The 25,647-nt window shown below is 68.7% G+C and carries 25 protein-coding genes; 16 read left to right on the plus strand and 9 right to left on the minus strand.

Annotated features, from left to right (window positions below; genetic code table 11):
- Window positions 1-61 precede the first annotated feature (61 nt).
- From Q0627_RS19560 to Q0627_RS19595, 8 genes are all read left to right on the plus strand, one after another.
- Window positions 62-1,702, plus strand: a complete 1,641-nt coding sequence (locus Q0627_RS19560; protein ID WP_298812036.1) for a protein kinase domain-containing protein — start codon at window positions 62-64, stop codon at window positions 1,700-1,702.
- 52 nt (window positions 1,703-1,754) lie between these two features.
- Window positions 1,755-3,086: a glutamate-1-semialdehyde 2,1-aminomutase gene (gene hemL / locus Q0627_RS19565; RefSeq protein ID WP_298812037.1), complete on the plus strand. Its 1,332-nt coding sequence runs from the start codon at window positions 1,755-1,757 to the stop codon at window positions 3,084-3,086.
- A gap of 3 nt (window positions 3,087-3,089) precedes the next feature.
- Window positions 3,090-3,716 (plus strand): histidine phosphatase family protein, encoded by a 627-nt coding sequence (locus Q0627_RS19570; protein WP_291012799.1) that lies wholly within the window; start codon window positions 3,090-3,092, stop codon window positions 3,714-3,716.
- A 9-nt stretch (window positions 3,717-3,725) separates the two neighbouring features.
- Window positions 3,726-4,346, plus strand: coding sequence for a TlpA disulfide reductase family protein (locus Q0627_RS19575; RefSeq protein WP_298812042.1), 621 nt, complete (start codon window positions 3,726-3,728; stop codon window positions 4,344-4,346).
- On the plus strand, window positions 4,343-5,149 hold the full coding sequence (locus Q0627_RS19580) for a cytochrome c biogenesis CcdA family protein (RefSeq protein ID WP_298812046.1): 807 nt from the start codon (window positions 4,343-4,345) through the stop codon (window positions 5,147-5,149). The genes Q0627_RS19575 and Q0627_RS19580 overlap by 4 nt, the downstream gene beginning before the upstream one ends.
- Complete coding sequence (locus tag Q0627_RS19585; protein ID WP_298812048.1) at window positions 5,146-6,840, plus strand: cytochrome c biogenesis protein ResB; 1,695 nt, start codon at window positions 5,146-5,148, stop codon at window positions 6,838-6,840. The genes Q0627_RS19580 and Q0627_RS19585 overlap by 4 nt, the downstream gene beginning before the upstream one ends.
- A gap of 74 nt (window positions 6,841-6,914) precedes the next feature.
- Window positions 6,915-7,931 carry a c-type cytochrome biogenesis protein CcsB gene (gene ccsB / locus Q0627_RS19590; protein WP_291012810.1) on the plus strand — a complete coding sequence of 339 codons (1,017 nt, stop codon included), beginning with the start codon at window positions 6,915-6,917 and terminating at the stop codon, window positions 7,929-7,931.
- A gap of 64 nt (window positions 7,932-7,995) precedes the next feature.
- Window positions 7,996-8,175, plus strand: a complete 180-nt coding sequence (locus Q0627_RS19595; protein WP_298812050.1) for a hypothetical protein — start codon at window positions 7,996-7,998, stop codon at window positions 8,173-8,175.
- Window positions 8,176-8,286: 111 nt separating this feature from the next.
- Here Q0627_RS19595 and Q0627_RS19600 read toward each other — a convergent pair whose 3' ends face one another.
- Complete coding sequence (locus Q0627_RS19600) at window positions 8,287-8,505, minus strand: BldC family transcriptional regulator (RefSeq protein WP_298812052.1); 219 nt, start codon at window positions 8,503-8,505, stop codon at window positions 8,287-8,289.
- A 213-nt stretch (window positions 8,506-8,718) separates the two neighbouring features.
- On the opposite strand from Q0627_RS19600, the gene Q0627_RS19605 reads away from it, so the two are divergent.
- The 5 genes from Q0627_RS19605 (at window position 8,719) to Q0627_RS19625 (ending at window position 14,389) form a co-directional block, all read left to right on the plus strand.
- On the plus strand, window positions 8,719-9,060 hold the full coding sequence (locus Q0627_RS19605; RefSeq protein ID WP_298812054.1) for a DUF4229 domain-containing protein: 342 nt from the start codon (window positions 8,719-8,721) through the stop codon (window positions 9,058-9,060).
- Window positions 9,061-9,067: 7 nt separating this feature from the next.
- A complete protein-coding gene (locus Q0627_RS19610) occupies window positions 9,068-10,216 on the plus strand; it encodes a PLP-dependent cysteine synthase family protein (RefSeq protein WP_298812057.1) in 1,149 nt (382 codons plus the stop codon).
- 312 nt (window positions 10,217-10,528) lie between these two features.
- Window positions 10,529-11,002: a hypothetical protein gene (locus Q0627_RS19615; RefSeq protein ID WP_298812061.1), complete on the plus strand. Its 474-nt coding sequence runs from the start codon at window positions 10,529-10,531 to the stop codon at window positions 11,000-11,002.
- An 87-nt stretch (window positions 11,003-11,089) separates the two neighbouring features.
- Entirely contained in the window at window positions 11,090-11,815 is a 726-nt protein-coding gene (locus Q0627_RS19620) for an ABC transporter ATP-binding protein (protein ID WP_298812063.1), read from the plus strand.
- A gap of 3 nt (window positions 11,816-11,818) precedes the next feature.
- Entirely contained in the window at window positions 11,819-14,389 is a 2,571-nt protein-coding gene (locus tag Q0627_RS19625) for an FtsX-like permease family protein (RefSeq protein WP_298812064.1), read from the plus strand.
- Window positions 14,390-14,719: 330 nt separating this feature from the next.
- Here the strand turns inward: Q0627_RS19625 and Q0627_RS19630 are convergent, their stop codons facing one another.
- The 5 genes from Q0627_RS19630 to Q0627_RS19650 are packed head-to-tail and all read right to left on the minus strand — an operon-like array spanning window position 14,720 to window position 19,962.
- Complete coding sequence (locus Q0627_RS19630) at window positions 14,720-15,823, minus strand: hypothetical protein (RefSeq protein WP_298812066.1); 1,104 nt, start codon at window positions 15,821-15,823, stop codon at window positions 14,720-14,722.
- The gene (locus tag Q0627_RS19635; RefSeq protein WP_298812068.1) at window positions 15,820-17,046 is read right to left on the minus strand and encodes a sensor histidine kinase; all 1,227 of its coding nucleotides are present in this window, start codon (window positions 17,044-17,046) and stop codon (window positions 15,820-15,822) included. The genes Q0627_RS19630 and Q0627_RS19635 overlap by 4 nt, the downstream gene beginning before the upstream one ends.
- The gene (locus Q0627_RS19640; RefSeq protein WP_298812070.1) at window positions 17,043-18,110 is read right to left on the minus strand and encodes a hypothetical protein; all 1,068 of its coding nucleotides are present in this window, start codon (window positions 18,108-18,110) and stop codon (window positions 17,043-17,045) included. The genes Q0627_RS19635 and Q0627_RS19640 overlap by 4 nt, the downstream gene beginning before the upstream one ends.
- Window positions 18,107-19,330, minus strand: a complete 1,224-nt coding sequence (locus Q0627_RS19645) for a sensor histidine kinase (protein ID WP_298812072.1) — start codon at window positions 19,328-19,330, stop codon at window positions 18,107-18,109. The genes Q0627_RS19640 and Q0627_RS19645 overlap by 4 nt, the downstream gene beginning before the upstream one ends.
- Window positions 19,297-19,962, minus strand: coding sequence for a response regulator transcription factor (locus Q0627_RS19650; RefSeq protein WP_298812074.1), 666 nt, complete (start codon window positions 19,960-19,962; stop codon window positions 19,297-19,299). Before Q0627_RS19650 ends, Q0627_RS19645 begins: the two co-directional genes overlap by 34 nt.
- Before the next feature lie 195 nt (window positions 19,963-20,157).
- Between Q0627_RS19650 and Q0627_RS19655 the strand changes: the two genes are divergently transcribed.
- Window positions 20,158-20,439 (plus strand): helix-turn-helix domain-containing protein, encoded by a 282-nt coding sequence (locus tag Q0627_RS19655; RefSeq protein ID WP_298812090.1) that lies wholly within the window; start codon window positions 20,158-20,160, stop codon window positions 20,437-20,439.
- Entirely contained in the window at window positions 20,436-21,314 is an 879-nt protein-coding gene (locus Q0627_RS19660) for a Clp protease N-terminal domain-containing protein (protein ID WP_298812076.1), read from the plus strand. The genes Q0627_RS19655 and Q0627_RS19660 overlap by 4 nt, the downstream gene beginning before the upstream one ends.
- A gap of 7 nt (window positions 21,315-21,321) precedes the next feature.
- Here Q0627_RS19660 and Q0627_RS19665 read toward each other — a convergent pair whose 3' ends face one another.
- Window positions 21,322-22,068, minus strand: coding sequence for a metal-dependent transcriptional regulator (locus tag Q0627_RS19665; protein ID WP_298812078.1), 747 nt, complete (start codon window positions 22,066-22,068; stop codon window positions 21,322-21,324).
- A gap of 35 nt (window positions 22,069-22,103) precedes the next feature.
- Here Q0627_RS19665 and Q0627_RS19670 point away from each other — a divergent pair, with 35 nt between their 5' ends.
- Window positions 22,104-22,793 carry a response regulator transcription factor gene (locus Q0627_RS19670; protein WP_298812080.1) on the plus strand — a complete coding sequence of 230 codons (690 nt, stop codon included), beginning with the start codon at window positions 22,104-22,106 and terminating at the stop codon, window positions 22,791-22,793.
- Window positions 22,794-22,828: 35 nt separating this feature from the next.
- Here the strand turns inward: Q0627_RS19670 and Q0627_RS19675 are convergent, their stop codons facing one another.
- Window positions 22,829-24,349, minus strand: a complete 1,521-nt coding sequence (locus Q0627_RS19675; protein ID WP_298812082.1) for a cell wall metabolism sensor histidine kinase WalK — start codon at window positions 24,347-24,349, stop codon at window positions 22,829-22,831.
- Between the two features lie 191 nt (window positions 24,350-24,540).
- Entirely contained in the window at window positions 24,541-25,428 is an 888-nt protein-coding gene (locus tag Q0627_RS19680; RefSeq protein WP_298812084.1) for a 1,4-dihydroxy-2-naphthoate polyprenyltransferase, read from the minus strand.
- Between the last annotated feature and the right edge of the window lie 219 nt (window positions 25,429-25,647).

The following is a 25,647-nucleotide window of genomic DNA, read 5'->3' on the forward strand; positions in this document are numbered from 1 at the left end:
TTTCAATGCAATAGGGTGATCCGGCACGGCAGTGCCGGACAGGGAAGATCAGGGGAGATAGATGGCGCTGCAACCGGGTTCAGAGTTCGCCGGGTACACCGTCCTGTCCAAGCTCGGCCAGGGTGGCATGGGGCAGGTGTACGTGGTCGAACACCCGCACCTGGGCCGCCGCGAGGCGATGAAGGTGATCTCCGTCAGCGGCGACCCCGAATTCGAGCGGCGCTTCACCGCGGAGGCCAAGACCGCCGCCGCCCTCAATCACCCCAACATCATCACCGTCCACGGTTACGGCATCGTCGACGGTTCGCCGTGGTTCACGATGTCGTACATCGACGGTCGCGATCTGGCCACCGAGCGGCTCACCCTCCCCGAGATCGGGACAGTGGCCGGTAAGGTCGCCGACGCCCTCGACTACGCGCACCGCAAGAACGTCATCCACCGCGACATCAAGCCGGCCAACATCGTCGTCACCCGCGACCCGGACACCCGGCAGCTCGACGACGTGGTGGTCCTCGACTTCGGCATCGCCAAGCTGGTCACCGACGCCACCGCGATGACCGCGGCCAACATGGTCGTCGGGACGATGGCGTACCTGGCTCCCGAGGTGGTCGCCGGCAAGCCGGCCGGGCCGCGTTCGGATCAGTACGCACTGGCCTGCACCACCTACCAGCTGATCACCGGCACCACCCCGTTCTCGGGCGATACCGCGCCGGCGATGATGATGGCGCACGCCACCGCGCCCGTACCCCGCATCAGTTCGGTGCGGCCGGATCTCGCCGCACTCGACTCGGTGTTCGACACCGCGCTGGCCAAGGATCCGGCACGCCGCTATGCCGACTGCCGTACCTTCGCCGTCGCGCTGAACCGGGCGCTGCAGGCTGCCCAGGGCGGTGCGCAGGGTGGTCCACGACCCGGATTCACCCCCGTACCGGCACCGTTCCCCACCCCGACGCCCACGCCGGCCCCGCAGCCCGGGTCGTGGCCGTCCGGTCCTTCCAACCCGGTGCCCTCCAACCCGGCACAGGCCAATCCCGGATATCCGGGGCAAGTCAACTCCGCACCCAACAACGCCGTCCCGTCCGGCACGATGCCGCTCGGGGCCTTCGGATCACCCCAGCAGGGCGGTCCGCACCAGCAGAGTGGTCCGCAGCAGACCCCGTACGGGGCCTTCGGCGCGGCCCAGTCGGGGCCGCAGGGCCGACCGCCGCAGGGTGGCAACTCCAACAACCTGGTGAAGATCCTGGCCGGTATCGCCGCCGCGGCGGTCCTGGTCATCATCATCGCGATCGTGGTGATGGTCGCCAAGTCCGGCGGCGACGACAACACCACCACGACCGCGGGTACCACTACCAGCACCACCACGACCACCAGCACCACCGACGAGACGACCACGACGACCGAGCCGACCACCAGCCCCCCGCCGACAGCCTCGTCGACGACGCTCAACCTGCCCGCCGACCAGATGGACAGCATCTTCATCAAGACGCTCGAATCGTCGGGCATCAATGTCGCCGGTAACGACGCCAAGTACATCGCCACCGCCAAGCAGGCCTGCACCGACATCCGGGGCGGAAAGACGTTCCTCGACGTCGCGCTCAACCTCAGCATGGGCGACGACCCGACTCAGAAGGGCACCATCGTCGGCGCCGGCATCGCCATCTACTGCCCCGACCAGGAGTCCAAGATCTCGGCAGGAGAGTAGTCAAGCGGTCGGGATTGGCACGGGAGGCCATGGGTTTGGAACACTGGTCAGCGTGACCCGCCCCGCAGCCTCTTCAGCCGCCGCTTCCGCAGCTCTTTTCGACCGTGCGGCCCGGGCCATTCCCGGTGGGGTGAACTCACCGGTGCGCGCGTTCTCGGCGGTCGGCGGCACCCCGCGTTTCATCACGAGTGCCTCGGGCTGCACCCTGCACGACGCCGACGGCAACAGCTACGTCGACCTGGTGTCCTCGTGGGGGCCGATGATCCTGGGGCACGCGCATCCGGCGGTCGTGGAGGCCGTGCAGCGGGCGGCGAGCACCGGATTGTCGTTCGGGGCGCCGACCGAGGCCGAGATCGAGCTTGCCGAGGAACTCATCGCCCGTGTCGACCCCGTCGAGCAGGTGCGGCTGGTCAACTCGGGCACCGAGGCCACCATGTCGGCGATCCGGCTGGCGCGCGGCTTCACCGGCCGCGGCAAGGTCATCAAGTTCTCCGGCTGCTACCACGGCCACGTCGATGCCCTGCTCGCCGATGCCGGATCGGGGGTCGCCACCCTCGGACTGCCCACCTCACCCGGCGTGACCGGCGCGTCCGCTCACGACACGGTGGTGCTCCCGTACAACGACCTGGCCGCCGTCGCAGCCGCGTTCGACGAGTACGATGGTCAGATCGCCGCGGTCATCACCGAGGCAGCCGCCGGCAACATGGGCGCGGTGGCACCTCTCGACGGCTTCAATGCCGGCCTGCGCGAACTCACCCGGCGCCACGGCGCACTGCTGATCATGGACGAGGTGATGACCGGATTCCGGGTCAGCCCGGCCGGCTGGTACGGCCTCGAAGGCGTCGCCGGCGACCTGTACACGTTCGGCAAGGTGATGAGCGGTGGCCTGCCCGCGGCGGCGTTCGGTGGCCGCCGCGAGATCATGGGTCATTTGGCGCCGTCGGGGCCGGTATATCAGGCGGGCACGCTGTCGGGGAACCCGGTGGCCGTCGCTTCGGGTCTGGCGACGCTGCGCAACGCCGACGCCTCGGTGTATCAGGCCCTCGACGCCAACGCCGACCGGCTCGCTGTGCTGCTGGCCGAGTCGCTGACGGTGGCGGGCGTCGCGCACAGGGTCCAGAAGGCGGGTAACCTGCTCAGCGTCTTCTTCACCGGGTCGAGCGAGCCGGTGACCGACTACGAGACCGTCAAGGCCACCGAGACGTTCCGGTTCGCCCCGTTCTTCCACGCGCTGCTCGACGCGGGAGTCTATCCGCCGCCGAGCGCGTTCGAGGCGTGGTTCGTGTCCGCGGCCCTCGACGACGACGCGTTCGCCACCATCGCCGCCGCACTGCCGGCGGCCGCCGCCGCAGCCGCCGCGGCCACCGACCCCAGGGGGAACTAGAGCATGCACACCGTTGTCCACATGATGCGTCACGGCGAGGTGTACAACCCCGACGGTGTCCTGTACGGCAGGCTGCCCGGTTTCCGGCTGTCCGACACCGGCCGCACCCAGGCCCGTACGGTCGCGGCCGCGCTCGCCGACCACGACATCGCCGCCGTGTTCGCCTCACCGTTGCAGCGGGCGCAGGAGACCGCTGCACCGATTGCAGCGGCGCACGGTCTGACGATCACCACCAATGACGAACTCATCGAGGCCGACAACGTCTTCGAGGGTCTCAAGGTGTCGGTGACCGGCGGGGCACTGTCCAAACCCCGGCACTGGCCCAAGCTGCGCGACCCGTTCACCCCGTCGTGGGGCGAACCCTACATCCAGCTCGCGCACCGGATGCTGGCCGCGGCCAGCACCGCTCGCGATGCCGCCCGCGGCCACGAGGTGGTGTGCGTGAGCCATCAGCTGCCCGTGTACACGCTGCGCAGGTTCCTCGAAGGCAGCAGGCTGTGGCACGATCCGCGCCGCCGGCAGTGTTCGCTGGCCTCGCTGACCAGCCTGATCTACGACGACGACGCGCTCGTCGACATCGTCTACTCCGAGCCCGCCGGGGCCTCGGATCCGACGGTGACGGGAGCCTGAGAGAGTTTCATGCACGTTCAGTCTCGCCGGACCGGCAGGGTCGCCGCGCTGGTGGCGGCGCTGCTGCTGGCCGTCGGTGCGGTAGCCGGATGCGGCACCGGCGACGACGCTGTCGCACAGGGCAATACCTTCCAGTTCGTCTCCCCGGGCGGCAAGACGGTCATCACCTACCCGGCCGCCGACCGTAGGCCGGTGTCCGGGATGTCCGGTTCCGACGTGATGACCGACGCCACGTTGTCACTGTCCGATGCCCGGTTCGCGGGCAAGGTGGTGGTGGTCAACGTGTGGGGTCAGTGGTGCGGCCCCTGCCGCGGCGAGGCCGATGCGCTCGAAAAGTCTTATGCCGCAACGAAAGACAAGGGTGTTGCGTTTCTCGGGATCAATCTGCGCGACGACCGGCAGTCGGCGCGGGACTTCATTGCCGACCGCGAGGTGGCCTACCCGTCGATCTATGACTTCGCGGGCGCGACGCTGGCCGCCTGGAAGGTACCGACGGCGGTACTGCCCACCACGATCATCCTCGACCGCAAGCACCGGCCCGCAGTCGTGTTCCTCAAGGCGCTCACCACCGACGAACTGATCCCGGCGATCGAACGGGTCGCGGCCGAAGAACCCGCGGGCACCCCATGATCGAATTCGCACCGCAGGCGGCCGTCGGCGACACCTTCGCCGACGTCGTGTCGAGCGGTCCGCTGCTGCTGGCGCTCGGCGCCTGCGTGCTGGCCGGGCTGGTGTCGTTCGCCTCGCCGTGCGTGGTGCCGCTGGTGCCGGGCTATCTGTCGTATCTGGCCGGGCTGGTCGGGGCCGAGGCGCCTGCGGTGAAAGTCGGCGAAGCGGCCAAACAGGGCCGTACCCGGGTGGCGATCGCGGCCGGGCTGTTCGTCGCCGGATTCACCGTCGTGTTCGTGGCGGCCACCGCCACCGTATTGGGCGTGACCAGCACATTCGTACTCAATCATGATCTGCTGCAACGGATCGGCGGCGTAGTCACCATCGTGATGGGGCTGGTGTTCATCGGCCTGATCCCGATGATGCAGCACGAGGTACGGTTCGCACCGCGACGGCTGCCCAATCTCGTCGGCGCACCGCTGCTCGGCGCGGTGTTCGCCCTCGGCTGGACGCCGTGCCTGGGCCCGACGCTGGCCGCGGTGATCGCCACCGCCAGCGGTACCCAGGGCGCCACCGCCGCCAAAGGCGTGCTGCTCATCGTCGCCTACTGTGCCGGGCTGGGCATCCCGTTCGTGGTGCTGGCCTTCTCGTCGGCGTGGGCGCTGCGCAGTCTCGGCTGGCTGCGCAGTCACGCCCGGGCCATTCAGGTCTTCGGCGGCATCATGCTGCTGGCCGTCGGTGTCGCGCTGGTCACGGGGGTGTGGGATCACTTCATCGTGTGGGTGCGCGACGCGTTCGTCTCCAATACGGAGTTGCCGATATGAGCACGTCCACAGTCACCCCGCCCGCTCGTCCCGCGGGGAAACCGGCCGCGCCGCATTGGTTCCTGCGTAGGATCCTCTGGCCGCTGCGTAATCTGTGGCGGTCACTGACGTCGATGCGAACCGCGCTGGTGCTGCTGTTTCTGCTGGCTCTGGCCGCGATCCCCGGCGCGTTGCTGCCGCAGCGCGAGCTGAACGAACAGAAGACGCTCCAATACATCGACAGCCGCGGGACGGTCGGCGAATGGATGGACCGGCTGCAGCTGTTCGACGTGTTCAGCTCGGTGTGGTTCACCGCGATCTACGTGCTGCTGTTCGTCTCGCTGGTGGGCTGCCTCACCCCGCGGATGATCGAGCACGCCAAGAGCCTGCGCGCCAAGCCTGTCGCCGCACCGCGCAACCTCGGCCGGCTGCCGCGGCATGAGACGTTCACCGTCGACGGTGCGCCCGATGAGATCGCCGAACGCATCACCGGGCGGCTCGGCGGTTGGCGGCGGGTCGCCGCCGAACGCACGCTCCCCGACGGCACGAGGGTCGTCGAGGTGTCGGCGGAGAAGGGCTACCTGCGCGAATTCGGCAACCTCGTGTTCCACGTCGCGCTGCTCGGCATCCTCGTCGCGATCGCACTGGGCAAGGTGTATGGCTACGAGGGCACCCGCAGTCTCGTCGCCGACGGCGAGCAGGGGCTGTGCAACACCTCGACCGCGGTGTACGACTCGTTCCGGGCCGGAAGCCTCGTCGACGGCACCGATCTGTCGCCGTTCTGCTTCAAGGTCGACGACTTCTCGGCCACCTTCCTGCCCAACGGGCAGCCGTCGATGTACAACGCCGAGGTGTCCTACACCGACAGCGTCGGTGCCGGCGTGCCGACGGACTGGAAGCACACGTCGATCAAGGTCAACGAGCCGCTGCGGCTGGCCGGTGACCGTGTGTACGTGCTCGGCAACGGCTACGCGCCCACATTCACGGTCACCTTCCCGAACGGGCAGAAACGCACCCAGACGGTGCTGTTCATCCCCGAGGAGATGGCGACGATGCTGTCCTCGGGTGCGGCACGCTTCGACACCCCCGCCGGCATGTACCCGGACGAGGACGAACGCCGCAACAACCAGATCGCGCTGCAGGGCATCTTCGCGCCGACCGCCGAGTTCACCGGCAGTGGCGGCAAGCTGCTGCAATCGGCGTCGCCGGTCCCGAAGAAGCCGGCCGTCGCCATTGACGTCTACAAGGGCGATACCGGCCTGGACACCGGCAGACCGCAGAACGTCTACCAGCTCGATTCCGATCTGATGCATCAGGGCCGGCTCAAGCGCGAGGCCCGCGTCAACCTGGAACAGGGGCAGTCGCACACCCTCGCCGACGGCACCGTCGTCACCTTCGACGGTTACAAACGCTGGGTGTCGGTGCAGGTCTCGCACGACCCCACGCAGAAGTGGGTACTCGTGTTCGCCGTCTCGATGCTGGTGGGTCTGCTCGTCTCGCTGCTGGTGCGGCGCAGGCGGTTGTGGGCCAGGCTGGTGGAGATGGACGTGGTCGAGGATGTGCCCGGCGTCGACAACCCCGGGAAACGACGTACTGTAGTAGAGATCGCCGGACTGGCCCGTACCGACCAGGCCGGCTGGGGTGAAGGATTCAGCGACCAGGCCGCGGCACTCGTCGGCAACGACGCCGGCCGCCGCGTCCGCGGACTGTAACGCGACCCGGTCGCGGTTCCACCGACCCGGTCACGGTTCCACCGACCCCGGTCACGGTTCCACAAGGAGAGCAGATGGACAACAACGAGGTCGTCGCGCACGTCGACGAGACGCTCGCCCGATACTCCGACCTACTGTTCGGCACCGCCATCACGGTGTACGTGCTGGCGATGTTCCTGTTCCTCTGGGCGCTGGGCAGCGCCCGGATCCGGCGCATCCAATCAGCCGAGGCACGCGAACTCGTCGGGGCATCGGCCTCGGGTGCTCCCGCCGACCTGCGCACACCCGGCAAACTCGAGACCGTGCCGGCGCGGCCGTTCGGCGAGAAACTCGCCTCGATGGCCTACCCGGTGGTCATCGTCGGCGTCCTGGCGCACCTCGCGTCCATCGTGACCCGCGGTATCGCCACCGACCGTGCCCCCTGGGGCAACATGTACGAGTTCATCTCGCTCACCTGCGTGGCCTGCGTCATCGCGGGTCTGGTCGTGCTGCGTAAACGCGAACATCGGCCGCTGCTGTCGTTCGTGTTGCTGCCGGTGGCGCTGCTCATGTTCATCGCCGGCAAATGGCTCTACACCCAGGCCGCGCCCGTCGTGCCCGCGCTCAAGTCGTACTGGCTCGCCATCCACGTGTCGGTGATCTCGATCGCCTCCGGCGTGCTGCTCGTCGCCGGTGTCGCCAGCATCCTGTACCTGGTGAAAGTGCGCTGGGGTGCCTCATCCGAGCAGCCCGGCACCGGCAAGACCGCAGCCCTGCGACGCATTGTCGACGCCATCCCGAACGCCGAAACCCTCGACCGGCTCGCCTACAAGTCCGTCGTCTTCGGCTTCCCACTGTTCGGTCTCGGCGTCATCCTCGGCGCCGTGTGGGCAGAATCGGCGTGGGGCCGGTTCTGGGGCTGGGACCCCAAGGAGACGGTGTCGTTCATCGCGTGGGTGATCTACGCCGCCTACCTGCACGCCCGGGCCACCGCGGGCTGGAAGCACACCGCCGCGGCCTGGATCAACGTTGCCGGATTTGTCGCCCTGCTGTTCAACCTGTTCATCATCAACCTGGTGGTTTCAGGTCTGCACAGCTACGCGGGCTTGTGAGCGACCGACAGCGTGGCGGTGTCCGAATCGCGCGTACCCTTGTTAAGGAACAGGGAGGTCGGCAGTGACGTACATTTTCGCGTTCATCGGCATCATCGCCATCGCGTACCTGCTGTGGCGTGCCTTCGGTCCGGCCGCCGGATCAGCCGGCCCGGACGGTCACCAGGGTTCCGGGCGTAACCCCGTCGGCCCTGACGACGACCCGGACTTCCTGCGCGATCTGGACCGCCGCAAGCACGACTGAGTGCCTATTTCGAGAACGGACCACCCGTCGGTTGAGTACCCGGGGCTTACTGCTCGTCGCTTGCGCTCCTCACACCTCAACCGCGAAGGGGTCGGCTCTACTTGAGTGTGTTCAGTTTCGCCGGTTGAGGAGGGCGACGACGTCGGCCTCGCGGAAGCGGCGGTGGCCGCCGGGGGTGCGGATGGAGCTGAGAACCCCGGAGCTGGCCCAGCGGGCGACGGTCTTGGGGTTGACGTTGAACATTGCGGCTACCTGACCGGGGGTCAAGGTGTGCTGCGCCGCGACGCCGGGGGTGATGAAGTCGCTGGGCGCGGTTTCGAGTGTGGTCACGGGGGTCCTCCCGACTGGGTGATCGGTCCGCACCGGTGGCGCGGAACCGAAGCGGCTGGGGTGGCAGTCCGCCCGCCGTGACCTCGCCGTTGAATCGGCCGGTCCCGGACAAATGAACTGTGCGCTTCATGAATACACGCAAATCGCCCGGGTACTCGAACAGTCAGCTAATGGTAAAGAAACGGCAAAATGGACTGGCGTACCCTGAACGCCGTGCCAAACGACAGTCAGCAGCAAAACGGGGGCAGTGAATTGACGGGCGGGGAACCGGCGGGAGCGTCCACGGGTGCGCTGATCCGTGCGGTTGTCCTGTACGCGGTGGCCAGGCTCGCGCTCGTCGCAGTGTTCACCCTGCTCATCCTGCTCATCCCCAGGCTGTTCAGTGTGACCGTCCCGTTCATCGCGGCGCTGGCCTTCGGTGTCCTCATCGCCCTGCCGCTGGGCATGTTCCTGTTCAAGGGCCTGCGGACCGACGTCAACGACAACATCGCCGCGGTCGACGCCGAACGTCAACGCAAGCACGACGACCTCCAGGCCCGGTTGCGGGGCAAGTGAGCCAACAGTGACGCCGGAGTGGGCCGCGTCGGCCCTCGACATCGACCATCGCGGCGACACCACCTGGCAGCGCAACGCCGTCCGGCTCATCGAGGCCGATGCCCGGCGCAGCGCCGACACCCACCTGCTGCGGGTGGAGTTGCCGACGTGGTCGCGCTGGACGGCCACCGACGGCACTGAGACCGGGGTCGAGCTGTACCTGAAGGACGAGAGCACCCATCCGACGGGATCTCTCAAGCACCGGCTCGCGCGGTCGCTGTTCCTGTACGCGATCTGCAACGGTTGGGTCACCGAGAACACGACCGTTATCGAGGCGTCGTCCGGGTCCACTGCTGTAAGTGAGGCGTATTTCGCCAAGCTGATCGGGGTGCCATTCGTGGCGGTGATGACCAAGGGCACCTCGCCGACCAAGACCGCCCTCATCGAACGCCAGGGCGGCCGCTGCCACTTCGTCGACAAACCGGGCCAGGTGTACGACGCGGCGCACCGGCTCGCCGACGAGCTGGGCGGCCACTTCATCGACCAGTTCACGATGGCCGAACGGGCCACCGACTGGCGCGGCAACAACAACATCGCCGAGTCGATCTTCGCGCAACTCGAATGCGAACAGCATCCGGTGCCGACGTGGATCGTCGTCGGCGCCGGAACCGGCGGCACGTCGGCCACGCTCGGCCGCTACCTGCGCTACCGTCGGCACCCCACCTGGCTGTGCGTGGTGGACCCGGAGAACTCGGTGTTCACCCCGGCCTACGAAGCCGGCGACGGCACGCTCATCTCCGACGCCGGATCGCGCATCGAGGGCATCGGCCGGCCACGCGTCGAGCCGTCGTTCGTCTCGCAGGTCATCGACCGGATGATCCGGGTGCCCGACGCCGCGTCCGTGGCGACGGCCCGCCTGGTGTCAGACCGCCTCGGCAGGCTGGTCGGCGGGTCGACGGGCACCAACATGTGGGGCGCGCTGAAACTGGTCGCCGAGATGGTCGCCGAGCGCCGCCCCGGCAGCGTCGTCACCCTCCTGTGCGACCCGGGCGACCGCTACACCCACACCTACTTCGACGACGCCTGGGTCGCCGCCCAGGGCCTGGACCTGACTGGCCCCCACAACGTCCTCGATGAGTTCTTCGCCACCGGCCGCTGGTCGATGCCCCGCCCCTGACGTTTGCCAGTGGAAGTTCCGTGTGTCATCGGAGCACAGGTCTTCCCGGGGTAGTCGGTCAAGCATGATCTGTGTCGCTGCGCGGCCCGCCGTAACTGACGCCGAGTGCCTTGGAACCGCTGCATGGCGTCGGCCTGGATGGTGCTGCGATTGATGTCCGGCTCCTCATCGAAAGAGGTTGTCCCTGCGAGACTTCGCCGCAGGGTACGCAGTCTCGCCGACCGCCCGGTCCCTCGACGCACCCTGACATCGTGGATGACCGGGCGGGGGACACCGGTTCGGCTGGCCGGTGGACTCGGCGTCGTTCTCCGCATGCAGGTAGACGTTCGGCTTGTACTGTCCGGTGACCGCGCAGTACGGGGTGTCGCCCCTCGACGACCCCTCGTCGCCTACATCGGGCACGACGACCTTGCCCGTGTAGTGGACGAGTACCGCCTGCAGATCCAACCGGATCACCTGCTGCCCGATGTGGTTCTGTGGGAGGTGGAGGATCTGTCCGCAATACCCCGAAATCCCGCCGACCCCCACTGCGCCGCCGCGTTGGTCGCGGCATTGGATCTCGCCGGTTCTGATGCCGATGACGCCATCGCGGCCTCGGAACGGATTCTGGCGGCAGCCATCGACGCGTCGGCCACACTTGATCGCCCGAAAGCGAGCGGCCCGAGATCGACGTACGCCGATCGACGCCCCCGCGTCGTCGTGAACGACCTGGCCACCCTCCGGGGAGCCTCAACCGGGATAGTGGAACTGCCGGTACGGCTAGATTGGTGCCACCGTGGTACATGAGGCTCCTTGGCGGGATCGCTGTTTCCGTGGCCGGCGCGGCACACGCGCCTAAGGTGTGCCTAAGGGCGCTGGGTTACGATCCGCAGCATGAGTGAATCGGCACAAACCGGGCCCGACGCGGCAAGGTCCGGCGTTCCGCTGGTTCAGGCGCGGAATCTGGTGCGTGAGTACCGGATGGGTGATCAGACGGTGCGGGCGCTCGACGGACTCGACCTGACGCTGGACGGTGGGCAGTTCGCGTCGGTTGTTGGGCCGTCGGGGGCCGGGAAGTCGACGCTGCTGCATGTGCTCGGTGCGCTCGACACCCCTACGTCCGGGACCATCACGGTCGATGGAGTGGATCTCGGGTCGCTCGATGACGCGGCGGCGTCGGCGTTCCGGCGGACGCGTGTCGGGTTCATCTTCCAGTTCTTCAATCTGGTGCCGACGATGTCGGCGTGGGAGAACGTGGCCCTGCCCCGGCTGCTCGACAGTCAGTCGTTGCGCAAGGCGAAGCCGCGGGCCGTCGAACTGCTCGAACGGGTCGGCCTGGGCGCGCGGATCGATCACCGGCCGAGCGAACTGTCGGGTGGACAGATGCAGCGGGTGGCGATCGCGCGTTCGCTCATCATGGACCCGGCGATCCTGCTGGCCGACGAACCGACCGGCAACCTCGACTCCAAGACCGGGCAGTCGGTGCTCGAACTGCTCGGCGAGGTGGCGCACGACCCCGACAGGGCGGCGGGCCGGCTGGTGGTGATGGTCACCCACGATTCGGGAGCGGCGGCGTTCGCCGACACCACCATCACCGTGCGCGACGGCCGGGTCGCCTGACCCATGATCTCGTCTCTGCTCGCGGGTCTGACCCGGATCCGCCTGATCAACCTGCGTGAACTGCGCACCCACCGGCTGCGGGTGCTGACCTCGCTGTCGGTGGTCGTGGTGTCCTCGGCGCTGCTGATCGCGGTGCTCGGCACCTATGGCTCGATGACCGAGTCTGTGCGGCAATTCAATTCGGCGATCAGCGGGGCGGCGAAGCTGGAGGTCACCGCGATCGGCGACGCCGGTCTCGACGCCGCGATCGCCGGACAGATCCGCGGTGAGGTGCCCGGGGCCAAGGCCGTCGTGCCGATGATTCGAGGTACCGCCAGAATCGGTTCGGGGACAACCGAAACCGATCTGGAGAAGCCGGATAAGACTGTGCCGCTGCTCGGTTCGGATTTTCGGGTGTCATCGCTGTCGGGTGACCTTCGAAAAGCCATGGACCAGAACGAAAACCAGAAAGAAGAAACGCAGAGCCGCTTCAGCACGGAGCAGTTGGCCTCCGGGGTGATCGCCGGCCCGGGCACCGGACTGGTCAAGGACCAGAAGACCACCATCAACGGGATACCCGTCACCGTGCTCGACGTCGCCGGCGGTGACGCGCTCAACGGCGGCGGCTTCGTGTTCGCCTATCTGAATCTGGCGCAACGGCTCACGGCCAAGGTGGGCAGGCTCGATTCGATCCTCATCGTTCCGCGCGACGGTGTCCCCACCGCACAGCTGCGCAGCGAGATCAACCGGATCGTCGACGGCCGCGCCGTCGTCGTAGACCCCGCATTCCGGGCCAAACAGATGGAGACGGCCACGTCGGTGACCCGCGACGCGACGCTGCTGGTGTCGCTGATCTCGCTGGTGATCGCCGCGTTCCTGGTGTTCAACACGATGAACATGGCCGTCGCCTCGCGGCGCCAGTCGATGGCGATGCTGCGGGCGCTCGGCGCCAAACGCGGGCATCTGGTGATCGACCTGCTCGGCGAGTCCGCGGTGTACGGCCTGGTCGGCGGACTCATCGGGGTACCGCTCGGCATCCTGGGCGGCCGTGCGGCCGTGTCGGCCGGCTCCGGCGAGTCTCACGGCGGCATGGTGACGCAGTACCACCTGCCGGTGAGTGCGCCGGTCATCGCGGTCCTGGCGTGCGTGGTGGCGTGCGTGGCGGCGACGATGCTGGCCGCGCGGTCGGTGTTCGCGGTCTCGCCCGTCGAGGCGATGTCGCAGGGCGAGGTCGCCGAATCGGCGGCGCCGCGCAGTATTCTGCGGCAGGTTGCGGGGGTCACCGGGATCGGCGTCATCGCCGGATCGTTCGCGGTGGCATTGCAGGTTCCGGGACGCCCGGCGATCATCGCGGGCGCGGTGTACGCGGTGGGGGTGCTGCTGCTGTGCTTTGCGCTCACCGGGCCGCTGGTGTGGCTGGTGGTGCGGTGTGCGCGCCTGTTCTCCGGCCCCGGGCAGCTCGCCGCCGTCAACACCGAACGCGCGCCGCGCCGGGCGTGGGCGACCCTGATGACCGTCGCGGTGGCGATCGCCGTGGGGATGGGCACCTCCGGGGCGCTGGCCAACATGGTCTCGTCGATGTCCGACTCACTCGACGGGCTCGCCGACCCGGACTTCTACGTGGCATCGCAGCCGCTCGGGCAACTGCCCACCGACCCGCTGCTCTCGCCCGTGATCGCCAAGCAGATCCGGAAGGTGCCGGGCGTGGACGAGGTGACCGACGGCCAGTGGGCCACGGTCAACGTCGGCGAGGCCCGGATCATCGTGCAGGGTCTGACAGCCGGCTCGCTTGCCCCGTTCATGAAGAAGGCGCCGGCCGACGCCCGCCGCGACATGCTGGCCGGGAAGGGGATGGTGTTCTCGAAGGTGCTGGCCCGCACGCTCGATGTCGGCACCGGCGACCGCGTACGGTTGGCCACCCCGACCGGCTACCGCGAGACGACGGTGCTCGCGACCGTCGACTACGTGTCGCTGGACTCGGGAACGGCCGCGATGTCACTGGATCTACTACGCAAGTGGTTCGACCGAGACGGCGCCACCTACCTCCAGGTGACTCTCAAGCCCGGCGCCGACGCCGAACAGGTGCGGACCGAACTCGAGCGGATCGCCGAACAGAATCCGTCGGCGTCCGGTGAGCCCGTCGACGTGCACAGCGGCACCCAGGCGATCGAGTCGTCGAAACAGATCGTCGAGCAGTCGGGGGCGTTCACCGTGGCGATCCAGTGGATCGTGTCGGGCGCGGCGGCGATCGCGCTGCTCAACACGCTGCTGCTGTCGGTGATCGAGCGGCGCCGCGAACTCGGGGTGTTGCGGGCCATGGGCGCCTCCCGCAGGTTCATCTCCCGGATGGTGCTGGCCGAGGCGGCGGCCGTCGCGATCGTCGGCTCGGTAGCGGGACTGCTGTTCGGCGGCGTGCTGCACTGGCTGGCCGACAAGATCCTGTCGGCCACCACCTCCGTCGGTGTCGAGTACTCACCGCAGCCGTCGACGCTGCTGTTCGTGACGATCGCGATGGCGCTGTGTCTGCTCGGCGCCCTGGTGCCGGCGATGCGGGCAGCCAGACTCAACATCAGCGAGTCGATAGCTCAGGAGTGAACTTACCCCCTGCCGGTTTCAAACGATCGCACTGAAAACCGGCAGGGTGGTCAGACCGACTTGCGGCGGGGCTCGGGAGGCTGCTGCGACGGATACACCGGGCCGGTGTGTAGGCGCCGGACGAACGGCAGCGGCGCGGCGGTGGGCCGGACGCGGCGCCTCCGCTGCCACCAGCGTGGCCTCGTGAATTGGGGGCAGCCGCACTGCGCACAGTCAAGACCCGCACGGTGATGTTCGTGCGCGTGGCGCGGATGGCCACAACCGGAACATTCCTCACGGCCTCGCATACCGGCGAGTGTAGTCAGTGAGCACGGTTTATGGTCCGAAGTCTCAGCGTTCTCCCAGGTTGTCGCCCGGACGGTCGACACGCTCGCCGTCGGCGGAAAACTCCAGCCGGACCGGTTCGGAACCCGGCACCTGCGGGTCGATGACGACGGTGGCCACCAGTGCCCGGTCCGGTGGCAACACACGCACCACCACGGACCCCGTCGTCGTGGAGTCGAGCGCGTCGGCGACCGCGGCGAGTACCGAGCTGCGCACCGCGGGGGCGGAGTCGTCGAGTCCGTGCGCGTCGACCAGGACGACTTCGATGCCGCGGCCCCGGGCGCGGGCGGCCGCACCGGCGGTTCCGGGATCGGCGGCGATGATCGGGGCCCGCAGCCGGTCGCGCAGTGACTCCTCCAGGCGTCGGCACCGGTCGCGTTCGGCGTCGGTGAGCGGCTGCGGCCGGGCGATCCGGTTGAGGGTGGGCCGCACCTCCGCGTCGAGATACCGCATCTGTTCGCGGTTCTCCTCGAGGACGGCGAGCGCGGCCACCTGATCGGTGTTCGATTGCATCGAGCGGTTGCGCAGCTCGTAGATGTTCTCGACGGCCGGCCGGATCGTCAGCGAGAACAGGGTGGCCGCCACGAGTGCGGCGATGGTGGTGGACATGAGCCCGATGGCCGCACCGACCCCACGGTCCGTGTCGACCGTCCACATCGCGCACGCCGTGGTGCAGCCGATCATCAACACCCACGCCCCGGCGGTGCGCCCACGGATGCTCAGGTAGATGCAGATCGCCGTCACCATTCCCAGCGGCCAGGTCTGCTGGGGTGCGGTGGTCGGCGACGGTGTGGTGGTGAATACCAGGTAGAGAAGTACCGGCACGACCATCGCCATCGCCACGGTCAGCGACCAGGGCAGCGGGTCGGCGGACACTGCCAGCAGCGCCAGGCAGGACAGGGCCAGCACGATCAGCAGCAGCACGCTGGGCCATTGCGGATGCACGTCGCCGGCCACCATGACCACCTGCACCGTCTTGGAGACCAGGAACAGACCCACGATCAGCCATGCCGCCCGGGTCGTCATCCCGAGAAGTCCGCGCACGTTGCCGCCGGCCGCGGTATCCACCGGATACTCGCCGGCCGGTACGCCGAGGCGCCGGCCGATCATCGCGGCGCCGACCAGGCCAGATGGACCGCGGTGCCTGCGCCGGGCCGGGACACGACCTGCGCCGATCCGCCTTCGAGCGCGCGTACGCGCCGGATGATGCTGACCGCCACCCCGAGGCGGTGCGGGGGCACGGCGCCGGGATCGAATCCGCATCCGTCGTCGAGGATGTCGACCGTGAGCGAGTCCACATCGGCGCGGATCGACACGTGCCGGGCGGCGTCGGTACCCGCATGCAGCATCGAGTTGCGGACGGCCTCGCTGACGGCGGCGTCGAGCACGTCCACCACATCCGCGGGGATGGTCAGCGCCGCGGATTCGGGGGAGGCGGTGGCATCCACCCGCGGCGAGAGGTCGACGGCGTGGACGCCGGCGCGCAGCTGGGTCAGGGCCGCGCGGAGCGGGACCATGGTGGCGGGCACCGGCTGCGTGTCGAGCTTGTCCAGGGTGAGCAGCGCCTGCTGGCGCACGGCGTCGTTGTTGCCCTGCCGACCGGCCGCCAGCAAAGTCGAAATCACCGAATCATGAAGCAGCGCATCAATTTTGGTTCGATGAGACTTGCGGGCGAGGGTGGCCGCGGTCCGTGCCGCCGCCGCGTAGGTGCCGGCCCTGGTCTCGTCGAGCAGGCGTGCGGTGCGCAACGTCATCACGCCGGCCGCCACGAACAGCAGGCTGAAGCTCAGCGTGAACATGATCGACAGCGGCAGGATTCCGGCCTTGTCGTCCGGGCGGGCGAGGTACTCGGTGGTGCACGAGAGCACGACGGCCGCGCACAGGTAGGCGATCGTCGTCCGGGCGGGCATCACGACGGCCGCCGCCAGTGCCGCGAACGCCGGGAGCATCGAATACCACAGGGGTACGGACGAGGACTCGTGGTTCCACGCGATCAGCCAGGTCAGCCCGGCTGCGAGATAGCCGATGGCCGACGTCACCGCTGCCATGCGCGCGAGGTCGCGGCGCCGGACGATCGAGGCGGCCAGCAGGACGACCGGCGGCCCGAACACCGCAGCGACCGCCGGAACCGTCCACCACCCGGCGACGAGATCGGTGTTCGACACGATCGACGGGCTCAGGATCGCCAGATACACCAGGTAGGAGCTGCCGACGAAGATCCCGAACAACCGGACGATGCGGGTCTGGGCCTCGTTGTCCGGGATCGGGTCGTCGGCGATCGTGGAGTCGGCGCCGGTGGTATTGGCGGTGGTGGTATCGGCGGTGGTGGTCATGGCAGCGCGAATTCGAGTCGGGTGGCGTGGGAGGCGGATTCGGTGCCGCCTGCGTCGGGGTCGATGACGGCGGTCGCGACGAGGTCGCGTCCTGGGGGCAGGACCCGGATGATGATGGATCCTCCGGTCACCGTGTCGAGGGCACAGGCCAGGCGTCCGAGTACGTATTCGCGGTCGGCGGCCGCGGTGTCGTCGAGGCCGTGTCCGTCGACCATCACCACGGTCACTCCGCGTCCGCGGGCGCGGGCGGCGGCTTGCGCGGTGCATTCGTGGCCGGCCAGGATCGGGGCTCGCAGGGCGTCGCGCAGTTGTGCCTCCAGAGCGAGGCATTCGGCGCGTTCGCTGTCGGTCAGCGGGGTCGGATCGGTGATCCGCTCGAGCATCGGCCGGACCCGGTGGTTGAGTGCGCGCATCTGTTTGTCGTGTTCGGCGACGGCCGCCAGCGAGGCCACCTGGGCCGCGTTGCGTTCGACGGCGCGTTTGCGCAGTTGGTAGATGCTGGCCGCGGCCGGGCGGATCGTGACGGCGAACAGCGTCGCCATGAACAGTGGCCCGAAGGTGGCCGCGCTCAGTGCCAAGCCCTGGGTGGCACCGTCGCCGTACAACTGGGTCCACAGCACGGTGGCGCATACCACCAGACATTGCAGCAGCCAGGCTGACCCTGCCCTGCCACGGACGCACATGTAGGTGGCGACGGCGGTGATCGCCCCGAACTGCCACGTCTGCTCGGGACCCGTCGGTGGCAGCGGCGTGCCGATGAAGGACACGTACACCCCGATCGGCACGCAGGCGAGCACCGCTACCACAAAGCGGACTGGAAGTGGGTCGTCGGGGATGGTGAGGAGCCCGACTGCGCTCAGTGCCACCAAGACCAGAACCGTGATGCCGGGCAGCAGCGCGCTGCCGTTGCCGACCGACACCACGAGTTGCGCGATCAGTGACACCAGGAACAAACCGGCTACCAGAGACGCGGCGCGGGTGTTCATTCCGAGCAGGTCACGAACATCGCCGGTGATGGACGGGCTCGTGGTGTCCGGCGTTTGGAGCCGGTTCCGTGTACTCATCCCGATGTCGACCCGATCACCCCGCCGGCCACGCTTTCGGTCCAGTGCAGATCGACTCTTGTGCCTTCGCCGGGCACGGTGGTGACCTCGGCCGATCCGCCGGGCAGCGCGCGCAGGCGGCCCAGGATGCTGACCGCCAGCCCGAGCCGGTGCGGTGCGACGTAGGCGGGGTCGAAACCGTCCCCGTCGTCGATAACAGTGGCGTCGACGCCGTCGGCGGTGATGTTCATCGTCACCGTCCGGCGTGCGCCCGGGCCGGCGTGCCGAATGCTGTTTCGCACAGCCTCGCAGGTCGCGGCGTCGATGATGTCGACGACGTCGGCCGGGACGTCGATCGCTGCTTCGTCGATGTGGGCGTCAATGGGTTGGGTCAGGTCGACGTCGAGAACGCCCGCGCGCAGCTGGGCCATCGCGGTGGCAGCCGGAACCCGGGTCAGCACGATCGGACCGGAGTCGAGTTTGCCGAGGGTGAGCGCGGCCTGCCTGCGGACGGACTCGGTGTTGCCCTGCCGTCCGGCCGCCAGCATCGTCGAGATCACCCAGTCGTGCAGCAGCGCGTCGATATGACTGCGTTGGCTGCGGCGAGCGGTTGCTGCCGCGGCCGCCTCGGCTTCGGCGTGGGTATTGGCGCGAGTGGCGTCCAGGACGCGCCCGGTGCGCATCGCCATGATCGCCGCGGACAGGAACAGCAGGATGAACGAGAACGAGAACAGCATGGTGACCAGCAGGTTGTGTGTGGTCGATGAATCCCGCGCGAGGTACTGGCATACGTTGGCGGGTACCGTGGCCGCGACGAGAGTGATGAACGCCCAGCGCGGTGAGATCGTGACCGCCGCGGCCAACGCTGCGATGCCCGGGATGATCGCGAACCACAGGTAGTCGGGTATCGGGTGCCCGTCCCAGGCCGGGCCGAAGGACACCGTCGCCACCACGAAGCCGCCGGCCGCCGTGCGTCCCGCCCAGCGCGCCACCGTCCGGTGGCGGGTGAGGGCGGCCACCAGCAGCACCACGGCGGGACCGAAGACCAGAAGCAGCGCCGACGGTGTCCACCATGCGGCGGTGTGCTCGGCTGCATTGCCGATGGCAGCGGCCATCAGCGGCAGATAGCCCAGGTAGCCAGCGCCGACGAAGATGGAGAACAGTCGTTCGATGCGGATTTCGGCCGCCTGATCTGGCGGCCCGGGCGCTACTTGCGCCGACGCCGCGGAAAGGGTAGCCATCCGTCTTCCAGGGCTCGCCGGTACAGGTCGGTCTTGGTGGATGCGGGCCTGCCGACTTCGGCGTACTTCTGCCGGATGCGGCCGAGGTAGTCGTTGACCGTGTCCGTGGACAGGTTTGTCAGGGATGCCACCCGGGCGGCGGATTCGCCGGACGCGTAGAGACTGAGCACCTCCCGCTGCCGGGGGCTGAGCGCCGCGGCGGTGAACTCGCCGTCGCTGTCGACGGCCATGGCCCAGTCGAGCGATCCGACCATCTCCCCGCGGCAGGCGGTGCGGATGGCGTCGATGATGACGGAATCGCGTTCGGCCTTGTTGATGACGCCGAGCACACCCGCCCGCGCGGCGGTCCGGACCAGATAGGGCTCCTCGCCGGAGGTGAACACGAGGACCTTGGTGATGCCGGCGGCGTGCAGGTCGGCGACATTGGCGGCCGGTGACGATCCGTCGGGCAGGCGAAGATCCAGGATGGCCATGTCGACGCCCACGCCCGAGTCCAGTAGTTCGCCGACGGTGGGGGCGGCCGCGACGATGTCGAGGTCGGGTTCGCCGTCGAGCAACTGGCGCAGTCCCGTGATCACGACTGTGTGGTCCTCCACGATGCCTATGCGGCATGCGGTCATCCATGCGGTCATCGTCGTCCCCTCCGTTTTCCGGCGTTGTGCCCCGGCGCCGCCTCGCAGTTGTTCGTCAGACTTAGAGATTAGGGCAGAACTACGACATTCCTCTCTGGACTCGGCACAGGGATTTTGCTCGTCAATAATTATTGACATCAGCGGTCGCGTCAATATAACCTGACAGTCATGCACGACGAACCAGTTGACAACGCAATGCGGGCGGAGTCACCCGACACCGAATCCCCTGACAGCAGTTCTTCGGACAATCTGGCCCGGTTGGCCGCCGACGACGACCCGAACCGCGGGCTCGGCGCGGTACGCGCCCTGCGCACCCTCGCCGACCGACTCGAAGAGGTTCAGGTGGCCAACGCCCGGAAAGCGGGCTGGAGCTGGCAACAGATCGCAGACATTCTGCAGGTCAGCCGGCAGGCCGTGCATCAGAAACACGCAAACGAACGCCGGCCCCGAGGGCCGGAAGGAGAAGAAGAACCATGATCGAACGATTCACGCGAGAAGATCGCATGATGCTTGCCTTCGCCGAACAGGAGGCCCGTGACCTCGGGCATCCGGCACTCGGCAACGACCATCTCGTTCTCGGGATGCTCTGCAACGCCCGCGGCCCGCTGTTCGGGCTGCTCGGCGAACGCGGCCTGGCGCTGCCCGGTGCCCGGGCCGTCGTGTCGGCCCACCGAGCCGCCCATCCCGCTGCCGACGCCGACCGCGACGCCGCCGCCGCACGCTACGACGAGGACCGGGACGCACTGCGCGCCATCGGTATCGACCTCGACAAGGTGCGCGAGGCGGTGCGTGGGAAGTTCGGCGACGACCTGTCCGAGGGCTGGGGCGGACGCCCCGGTGGCCGCGGCGACAAGCGCCGGGGCCGTGGCCCCAGGGGCCGTGGCCGACCAGGACCGGGCTTCGGTCCGGGCTGTGGCCCCGAAGGCCCTGATGGTCCCGAGGGCTTCGGTCCGGGTGGTCATGGGCCCGGTGCACACGGGCCCGGTGGTCACGGACCGGGAGGTTTCGGACCCGGCGGATTCGGACCGGGCGGGCCCGGGCCGCGCGGCTTCGGAGGAGCTGAGGGACCCGGCGGTCCCGGTCCCTGGGGGGCCGGCCGGGGACGCCGCGGACCACGCGGCCGCAGCGGCCGTCCGCGTTTCGACGCCGACGCCCGCGCCGCACTGCGTCAGGCGGCCGTCATCGCCCGGGACCGCGGCGACCGATCGATCACCGCGCAGCACCTGCTGCTCGGCATTATCGACGTCGCCGACGACGCCTCCCGCGCGGTGCTGGCGACGGCGACGGTCACCGTCGAGGAGCTGCGCCAGGCGGTCGTCGACTCGATGCCCCCCGTCGGTGCCGACGCCTGACCGGCTCTCAGCCCAGGTCGATCTGGACGGCGTGGGCCCGTTTGCGGGGGATCTGCACGGTGCCCACGCCGCGCAGCGAATAGCCGGTGCAGGTCGTGGTGATCGCGACCGTCGCCCCGGGCACGATGCAGGCGCCGACGAGTTCGGCCATGAACGCGTCGTCGGCCTGCGTGTCCTCGGACACCCAACGCACCCGTCCCGACACCGGTCTGCTCGCGCGGGGTACGTCCGGCAGCCGGGTGGCCGACGGTGTGGGCATCCGGCTGCTGCCGGGCTCCGGGATCGGATTGCCCCAGGGCGAGACCTGCGGTCCGGCAAGTGCCGACGCCGCGCCCTCGGCCGCGTCGTCGCTCATCACCTGGGCCCAGCGGCACGCCTCGGCGTGCGCCGCGAGCACCGGTAGCCCGAGCATGTCGACGAGTATCCGCTCGGCCAGCCGATGTTTGCGGGTCGAGGAAACGGCCAGCGCCAGTCCGTCGGAGGTGAGTTCCACCTGCCGGTCGGGGCCCACCCGCACCAGCCCGTCGGCCTGCAGTCGCCCGACCATCTGCGAGACCGTCGGACTCGACAGCCCGAGCCTGTCGCACAGCCTGGCGCGGCGCGCGGGCACACCGTCCTCGCCGAGGTTGTAGATGGTCCGCAGGTAGGCGACCGCCGTTTCCGACACCGCGTCGGCGGTCCGGGGCCTGGCTCTGGGGCTGCCGGGCGTCACCGCGTGTCCGGGTGCGGCGGTTAGGGTTGAGTGCTGGTACATACTCACCTGCCGTGTGAAGGGGACTTGGTCGGGACATGCGCATCCTGCTGGTGGAAGACGACCGCAACGTGGCCGAGACCGTCCGGCGGACGCTCGTGTCGCAGGGCTGGGTCGTGGAGGTCGCCGGTGACGGGGTATCGGGCCTGAACAGCGCCGTGGGTTCGCAGTTCGACGTGATCGTGCTCGACATCATGCTGCCGGGCCTCAACGGCTACGAGGTGGTTCGCCGGATGCGCGCCGCGAAGGTGTGGACGCCGGTGCTCATGCTGACCGCCAAGAGCGGGGAGTACGACCTGGCCGACGCGCTCGATCTCGGCGCCGACGACTATCTCACCAAACCGTTCTCGGTCGTCGTGCTGATCGCACGGCTGCGTGCTCTGGCCCGCAGGGGGGCGCCCGAACGTCCGGCGGTCCTGTCCGCCGGCGACCTCCATCTCGACCCGGCCGCACATACCGTCCATCGCGGCGATACCGAATTGGGTTTGACACCAAGGGAATTCGCGGTCCTGGAGGATCTCATGCGACACAAGGGGCAGGTCCGGTCCAAAGCCGACATCCTCGCCTCCGTATGGGACGCGGAAGTCGGTGGCGACGACAACCTGGTCGAGGTCTACATCAGTTACCTCCGCAGGCGCGTCGATGCGCCGTTCGGCCGCAAGGCGATAGAGACAGTCCGTGGGCACGGCTATCGGCTGGCCGCCGACGGTGGCGCGCACACCTCCTGAAAGGTATTCCAGTGCAACTAGATTCGCCGAGTTAGTCATTCAGGCACCCTTGTGGTTTCCGCAACCGCCCCGGTGTCAGGGAATTCCGGGGCGGGGAATTTCGGGGCAGGGGATTCCGGTTCGGGGGATTCCGGTTCGGCCCGGCCGTCGTCGTCCGGGGTCTGCGGTGCCAGCGGCAGCGTGATCGTGAAAGCGGCACCGCCGCCCGGATTGTCGGCGACGGACACGGTTCCGCCGTGGGCGCGCACGATCTCGGTCACGATCGCCAGGCCGAGGCCCGAACCGCCCTGCCCGCGGTCGCGCGAGTCGTCGAGGCGGACGAACCGGTCGAACACCCGGGCCTTGTCGGCGTCGGCGATGCCCGGACCGTCGTCGGCCACGGTGACCGTCACCCGGTGCTGGTGCTCGTCACGGGACATGCTGAACGACAACTGGTTTCGCGTGTGCCGGGCCGCATTGTCTGCGATGTTGCGGATGGCCCGGGTGAGCGTGCCGGGGTCGCCGTCGACGCGGGCCGCCACGATCGCCGACGACACTGCGGCCGGGGACAGCGCCCGCATCCGGGCCACCTCGGCACGCACCAGGTCATCGAGGTCGACCGGCTGCGTCCTGGCGCGCATACCGTGCTCGTCGGTACGGGCCAGGGTCAGCATGTCCTCGACGAGCCGTCCGAGCCGCTGTGCGTCCGGCAGCATGATCGTCTCTACGGTGTCGACGTCGATTGGTTGCCCGGTGGCGCGGGACAGGTCGAGCAGGCCGACGAGGGTGGTGAGCGGGCTGTTCAATTCGTGCGAGGCATCGTTGACGAACTGCAATTGCCGTGCCCGGGAATGCTCGATGCGTTCGAGCATCGCGTTCATGGTGCCCGCCAGTTCGGCGATCTCGTCACCGGTGTCCGGCACGGTCAGCCGCCTGCTGGTGTCTCCGCCGGAGATCGCATCGGCCTGCCTGCGGATGGATTCGACGGGCCGCAGCGCCCTGCCGACCAGGAAGTAGGTGAGCAGCGCGACCCCGATGATGATGCCGGGGAACACCAGACAGATGGTGTACCCGACCGTGAGGACCGAGGTGGTTATCGGCCCCTGGTCGGTGGTCACGAGCACGGTGAGCGGGCCGTCGGGGGTCTGCACCCCCACCGCGTTGACGGTGTACCGGTAGTCGTACCGGCCGATCACCTCGATATTGCGGACGACCTTGGTACGTCCTGGCGGCAGGCTCGCCAGCAGCGGCCGGACCCCCACCACGCTGGACTTCTGAACCTCGCCGGCGGCATCGATGATGACCACGTCGGCGACGTTGGGTGCCCTGGCCAGCATCATCGGCGTCATCGCGTTCAGGCCGTCGGCCTCGAGCGCCTCGGCGAGCTGATGCGCCCTGGTCGCACCCGCCGATTCGGCGTCGCGGATCAGGATGCGGTGCATCGTCAGCAACATGCCGGCCGCGGCCAGTGCCATCGCGACGGTCACCACGGCCGTGGCCACCAGCGTGAGCCGGGTGCGGACAGGACTGAGCCACCTGCGGGCGCCGGGCCCGCTGCTGTCGGTGGTGGACGGCACGTCGCCGACAGTAGGTCGGCCTCCGGTCCGGCCGCCACCGGTTCTCAGGATTCGCTAAGAACCGTCACTGCCGGCCATCTGGGCCCCGAGGCCGAACTCCTTGATCCCTGAGGCCGAAGCGACGAAGGCGCGAGGGACGCGTTAGGGCCGGTGAGGTTCACCCCTGACACCACCACGGCCACGAACAACACTCACCCCACGAGCAGCGCCACCGCCGTCGCCACCGACCACAGCAGCATCGCCCTGCCGGTGGTGGCCAGCGACACGATCAGCGCCGGCCCGATGCCGCCGGTGCGCACCGGCCCGGAGGCGACCCAGATCAGAGGTGCGGCGAACAGACCGATGAGCGCCCACCACGTCACCCCGGCCAGGGCCACGGACACGACCAGCGGCAAAGTCAGCAACGCGCCGAACAGGATGCGGGTGCGCGCGTCACCGAGCCGCACGGCCAGGGTGATCTTGCCCGATTCGGTGTCCGAGGGGATGTCGCGCAGGTTGTTGACCACCAGCACGGCGCTGGAGAAGCAGCCGACGGCGATCGCGCACACCAGCCCCACCCAGTCGACGGTGTCGGCGGTGACGAACTGCGTGCCCAGCACCGCGACGAGGCCGAAGAACACGAACACCGCTACCTCGCCGAAGCCGAGGTAACCGTACGGGGTGCTGCCGCCGGTGTAGAACCAGGCCCCCGCGATACATACCGCGCCGACCGCGACCAGCCACCACGCGGTACTGATCGCCAGCACCAGCCCGCACACCGCGGCCACCCCGAAGCACACGAAGGCGGCGCGTTTGACCGCCGCGGGCGCGGCCGCACCCGATCCGACCAGCCGCATCGGGCCGACCCTGTCGTCGTCGGTGCCGCGGATCCCGTCGGAGTAGTCGTTGGCGTAGTTGACGCCGACGATCAGCGACAGCGCCACCAGCAGCGCGAGCCCCGCCCGCCACCAGGACAGATCGCCCGCCGAGAGCTCACCCGCGGCATGTGCGGCGGCGCCGACGCCCGCGACGACGGGTGCGATCGCGTTGGGAAGGGTGTGCGGGCGTGCGCCCTGGATCCACTGCTGTGCGGTAGCCACGAACCGATCCTTACACGCGCCTGGCCACCTCACGACACCGGGAGACACGGCCCGGGGAGAAATGGCACAGGGAGAAATGGCACAGGGAAAAATTGCACCGGGAGACACGAGACACGCCGCGACACGCGGAACGGGTGAATCGGGTAGCGCTTTCGCGGCGGGCATGGCACACTATGTGAAGTCTCTTCCCGGAGACTTGCGCCCTGCCTGCATCCCCCC

The organism is uncultured Gordonia sp., from assembly GCF_937858515.1.
Lineage (GTDB): Bacteria > Actinomycetota > Actinomycetes > Mycobacteriales > Mycobacteriaceae > Gordonia.

What these genes read in the sequence shown, in the direction of transcription:
- Q0627_RS19560 (WP_298812036.1), top strand. Translation starts at nt 62, where the DNA reads ATGGCGCTGCAACCGGGTTCAGAGTTCGCCGGGTACACCGTCCTGTCC.
- Q0627_RS19570 (WP_291012799.1), top strand. Translation starts at nt 3,090, where the DNA reads ATGCACACCGTTGTCCACATGATGCGTCACGGCGAGGTGTACAACCCC.
- Q0627_RS19575 (WP_298812042.1), top strand. Translation starts at nt 3,726, where the DNA reads ATGCACGTTCAGTCTCGCCGGACCGGCAGGGTCGCCGCGCTGGTGGCG.
- Q0627_RS19580 (WP_298812046.1), top strand. Translation starts at nt 4,343, where the DNA reads ATGATCGAATTCGCACCGCAGGCGGCCGTCGGCGACACCTTCGCCGAC.
- Q0627_RS19585 (WP_298812048.1), top strand. Translation starts at nt 5,146, where the DNA reads ATGAGCACGTCCACAGTCACCCCGCCCGCTCGTCCCGCGGGGAAACCG.
- ccsB (WP_291012810.1), top strand. Translation starts at nt 6,915, where the DNA reads ATGGACAACAACGAGGTCGTCGCGCACGTCGACGAGACGCTCGCCCGA.
- Q0627_RS19615 (WP_298812061.1), top strand. Translation starts at nt 10,529, where the DNA reads ATGCAGGTAGACGTTCGGCTTGTACTGTCCGGTGACCGCGCAGTACGG.
- Q0627_RS19620 (WP_298812063.1), top strand. Translation starts at nt 11,090, where the DNA reads ATGAGTGAATCGGCACAAACCGGGCCCGACGCGGCAAGGTCCGGCGTT.
- Q0627_RS19625 (WP_298812064.1), top strand. Translation starts at nt 11,819, where the DNA reads ATGATCTCGTCTCTGCTCGCGGGTCTGACCCGGATCCGCCTGATCAAC.
- Q0627_RS19630 (WP_298812066.1), bottom strand. Translation starts at nt 15,823, where the DNA reads ATGATCGGCCGGCGCCTCGGCGTACCGGCCGGCGAGTATCCGGTGGAT.
- Q0627_RS19635 (WP_298812068.1), bottom strand. Translation starts at nt 17,046, where the DNA reads ATGACCACCACCGCCGATACCACCACCGCCAATACCACCGGCGCCGAC.
- Q0627_RS19640 (WP_298812070.1), bottom strand. Translation starts at nt 18,110, where the DNA reads ATGAGTACACGGAACCGGCTCCAAACGCCGGACACCACGAGCCCGTCC.
- Q0627_RS19645 (WP_298812072.1), bottom strand. Translation starts at nt 19,330, where the DNA reads ATGGCTACCCTTTCCGCGGCGTCGGCGCAAGTAGCGCCCGGGCCGCCA.
- Q0627_RS19650 (WP_298812074.1), bottom strand. Translation starts at nt 19,962, where the DNA reads ATGACCGCATGGATGACCGCATGCCGCATAGGCATCGTGGAGGACCAC.
- Q0627_RS19655 (WP_298812090.1), top strand. Translation starts at nt 20,158, where the DNA reads ATGCGGGCGGAGTCACCCGACACCGAATCCCCTGACAGCAGTTCTTCG.
- Q0627_RS19660 (WP_298812076.1), top strand. Translation starts at nt 20,436, where the DNA reads ATGATCGAACGATTCACGCGAGAAGATCGCATGATGCTTGCCTTCGCC.
- Q0627_RS19665 (WP_298812078.1), bottom strand. Translation starts at nt 22,068, where the DNA reads ATGTACCAGCACTCAACCCTAACCGCCGCACCCGGACACGCGGTGACG.
- Q0627_RS19670 (WP_298812080.1), top strand. Translation starts at nt 22,104, where the DNA reads ATGCGCATCCTGCTGGTGGAAGACGACCGCAACGTGGCCGAGACCGTC.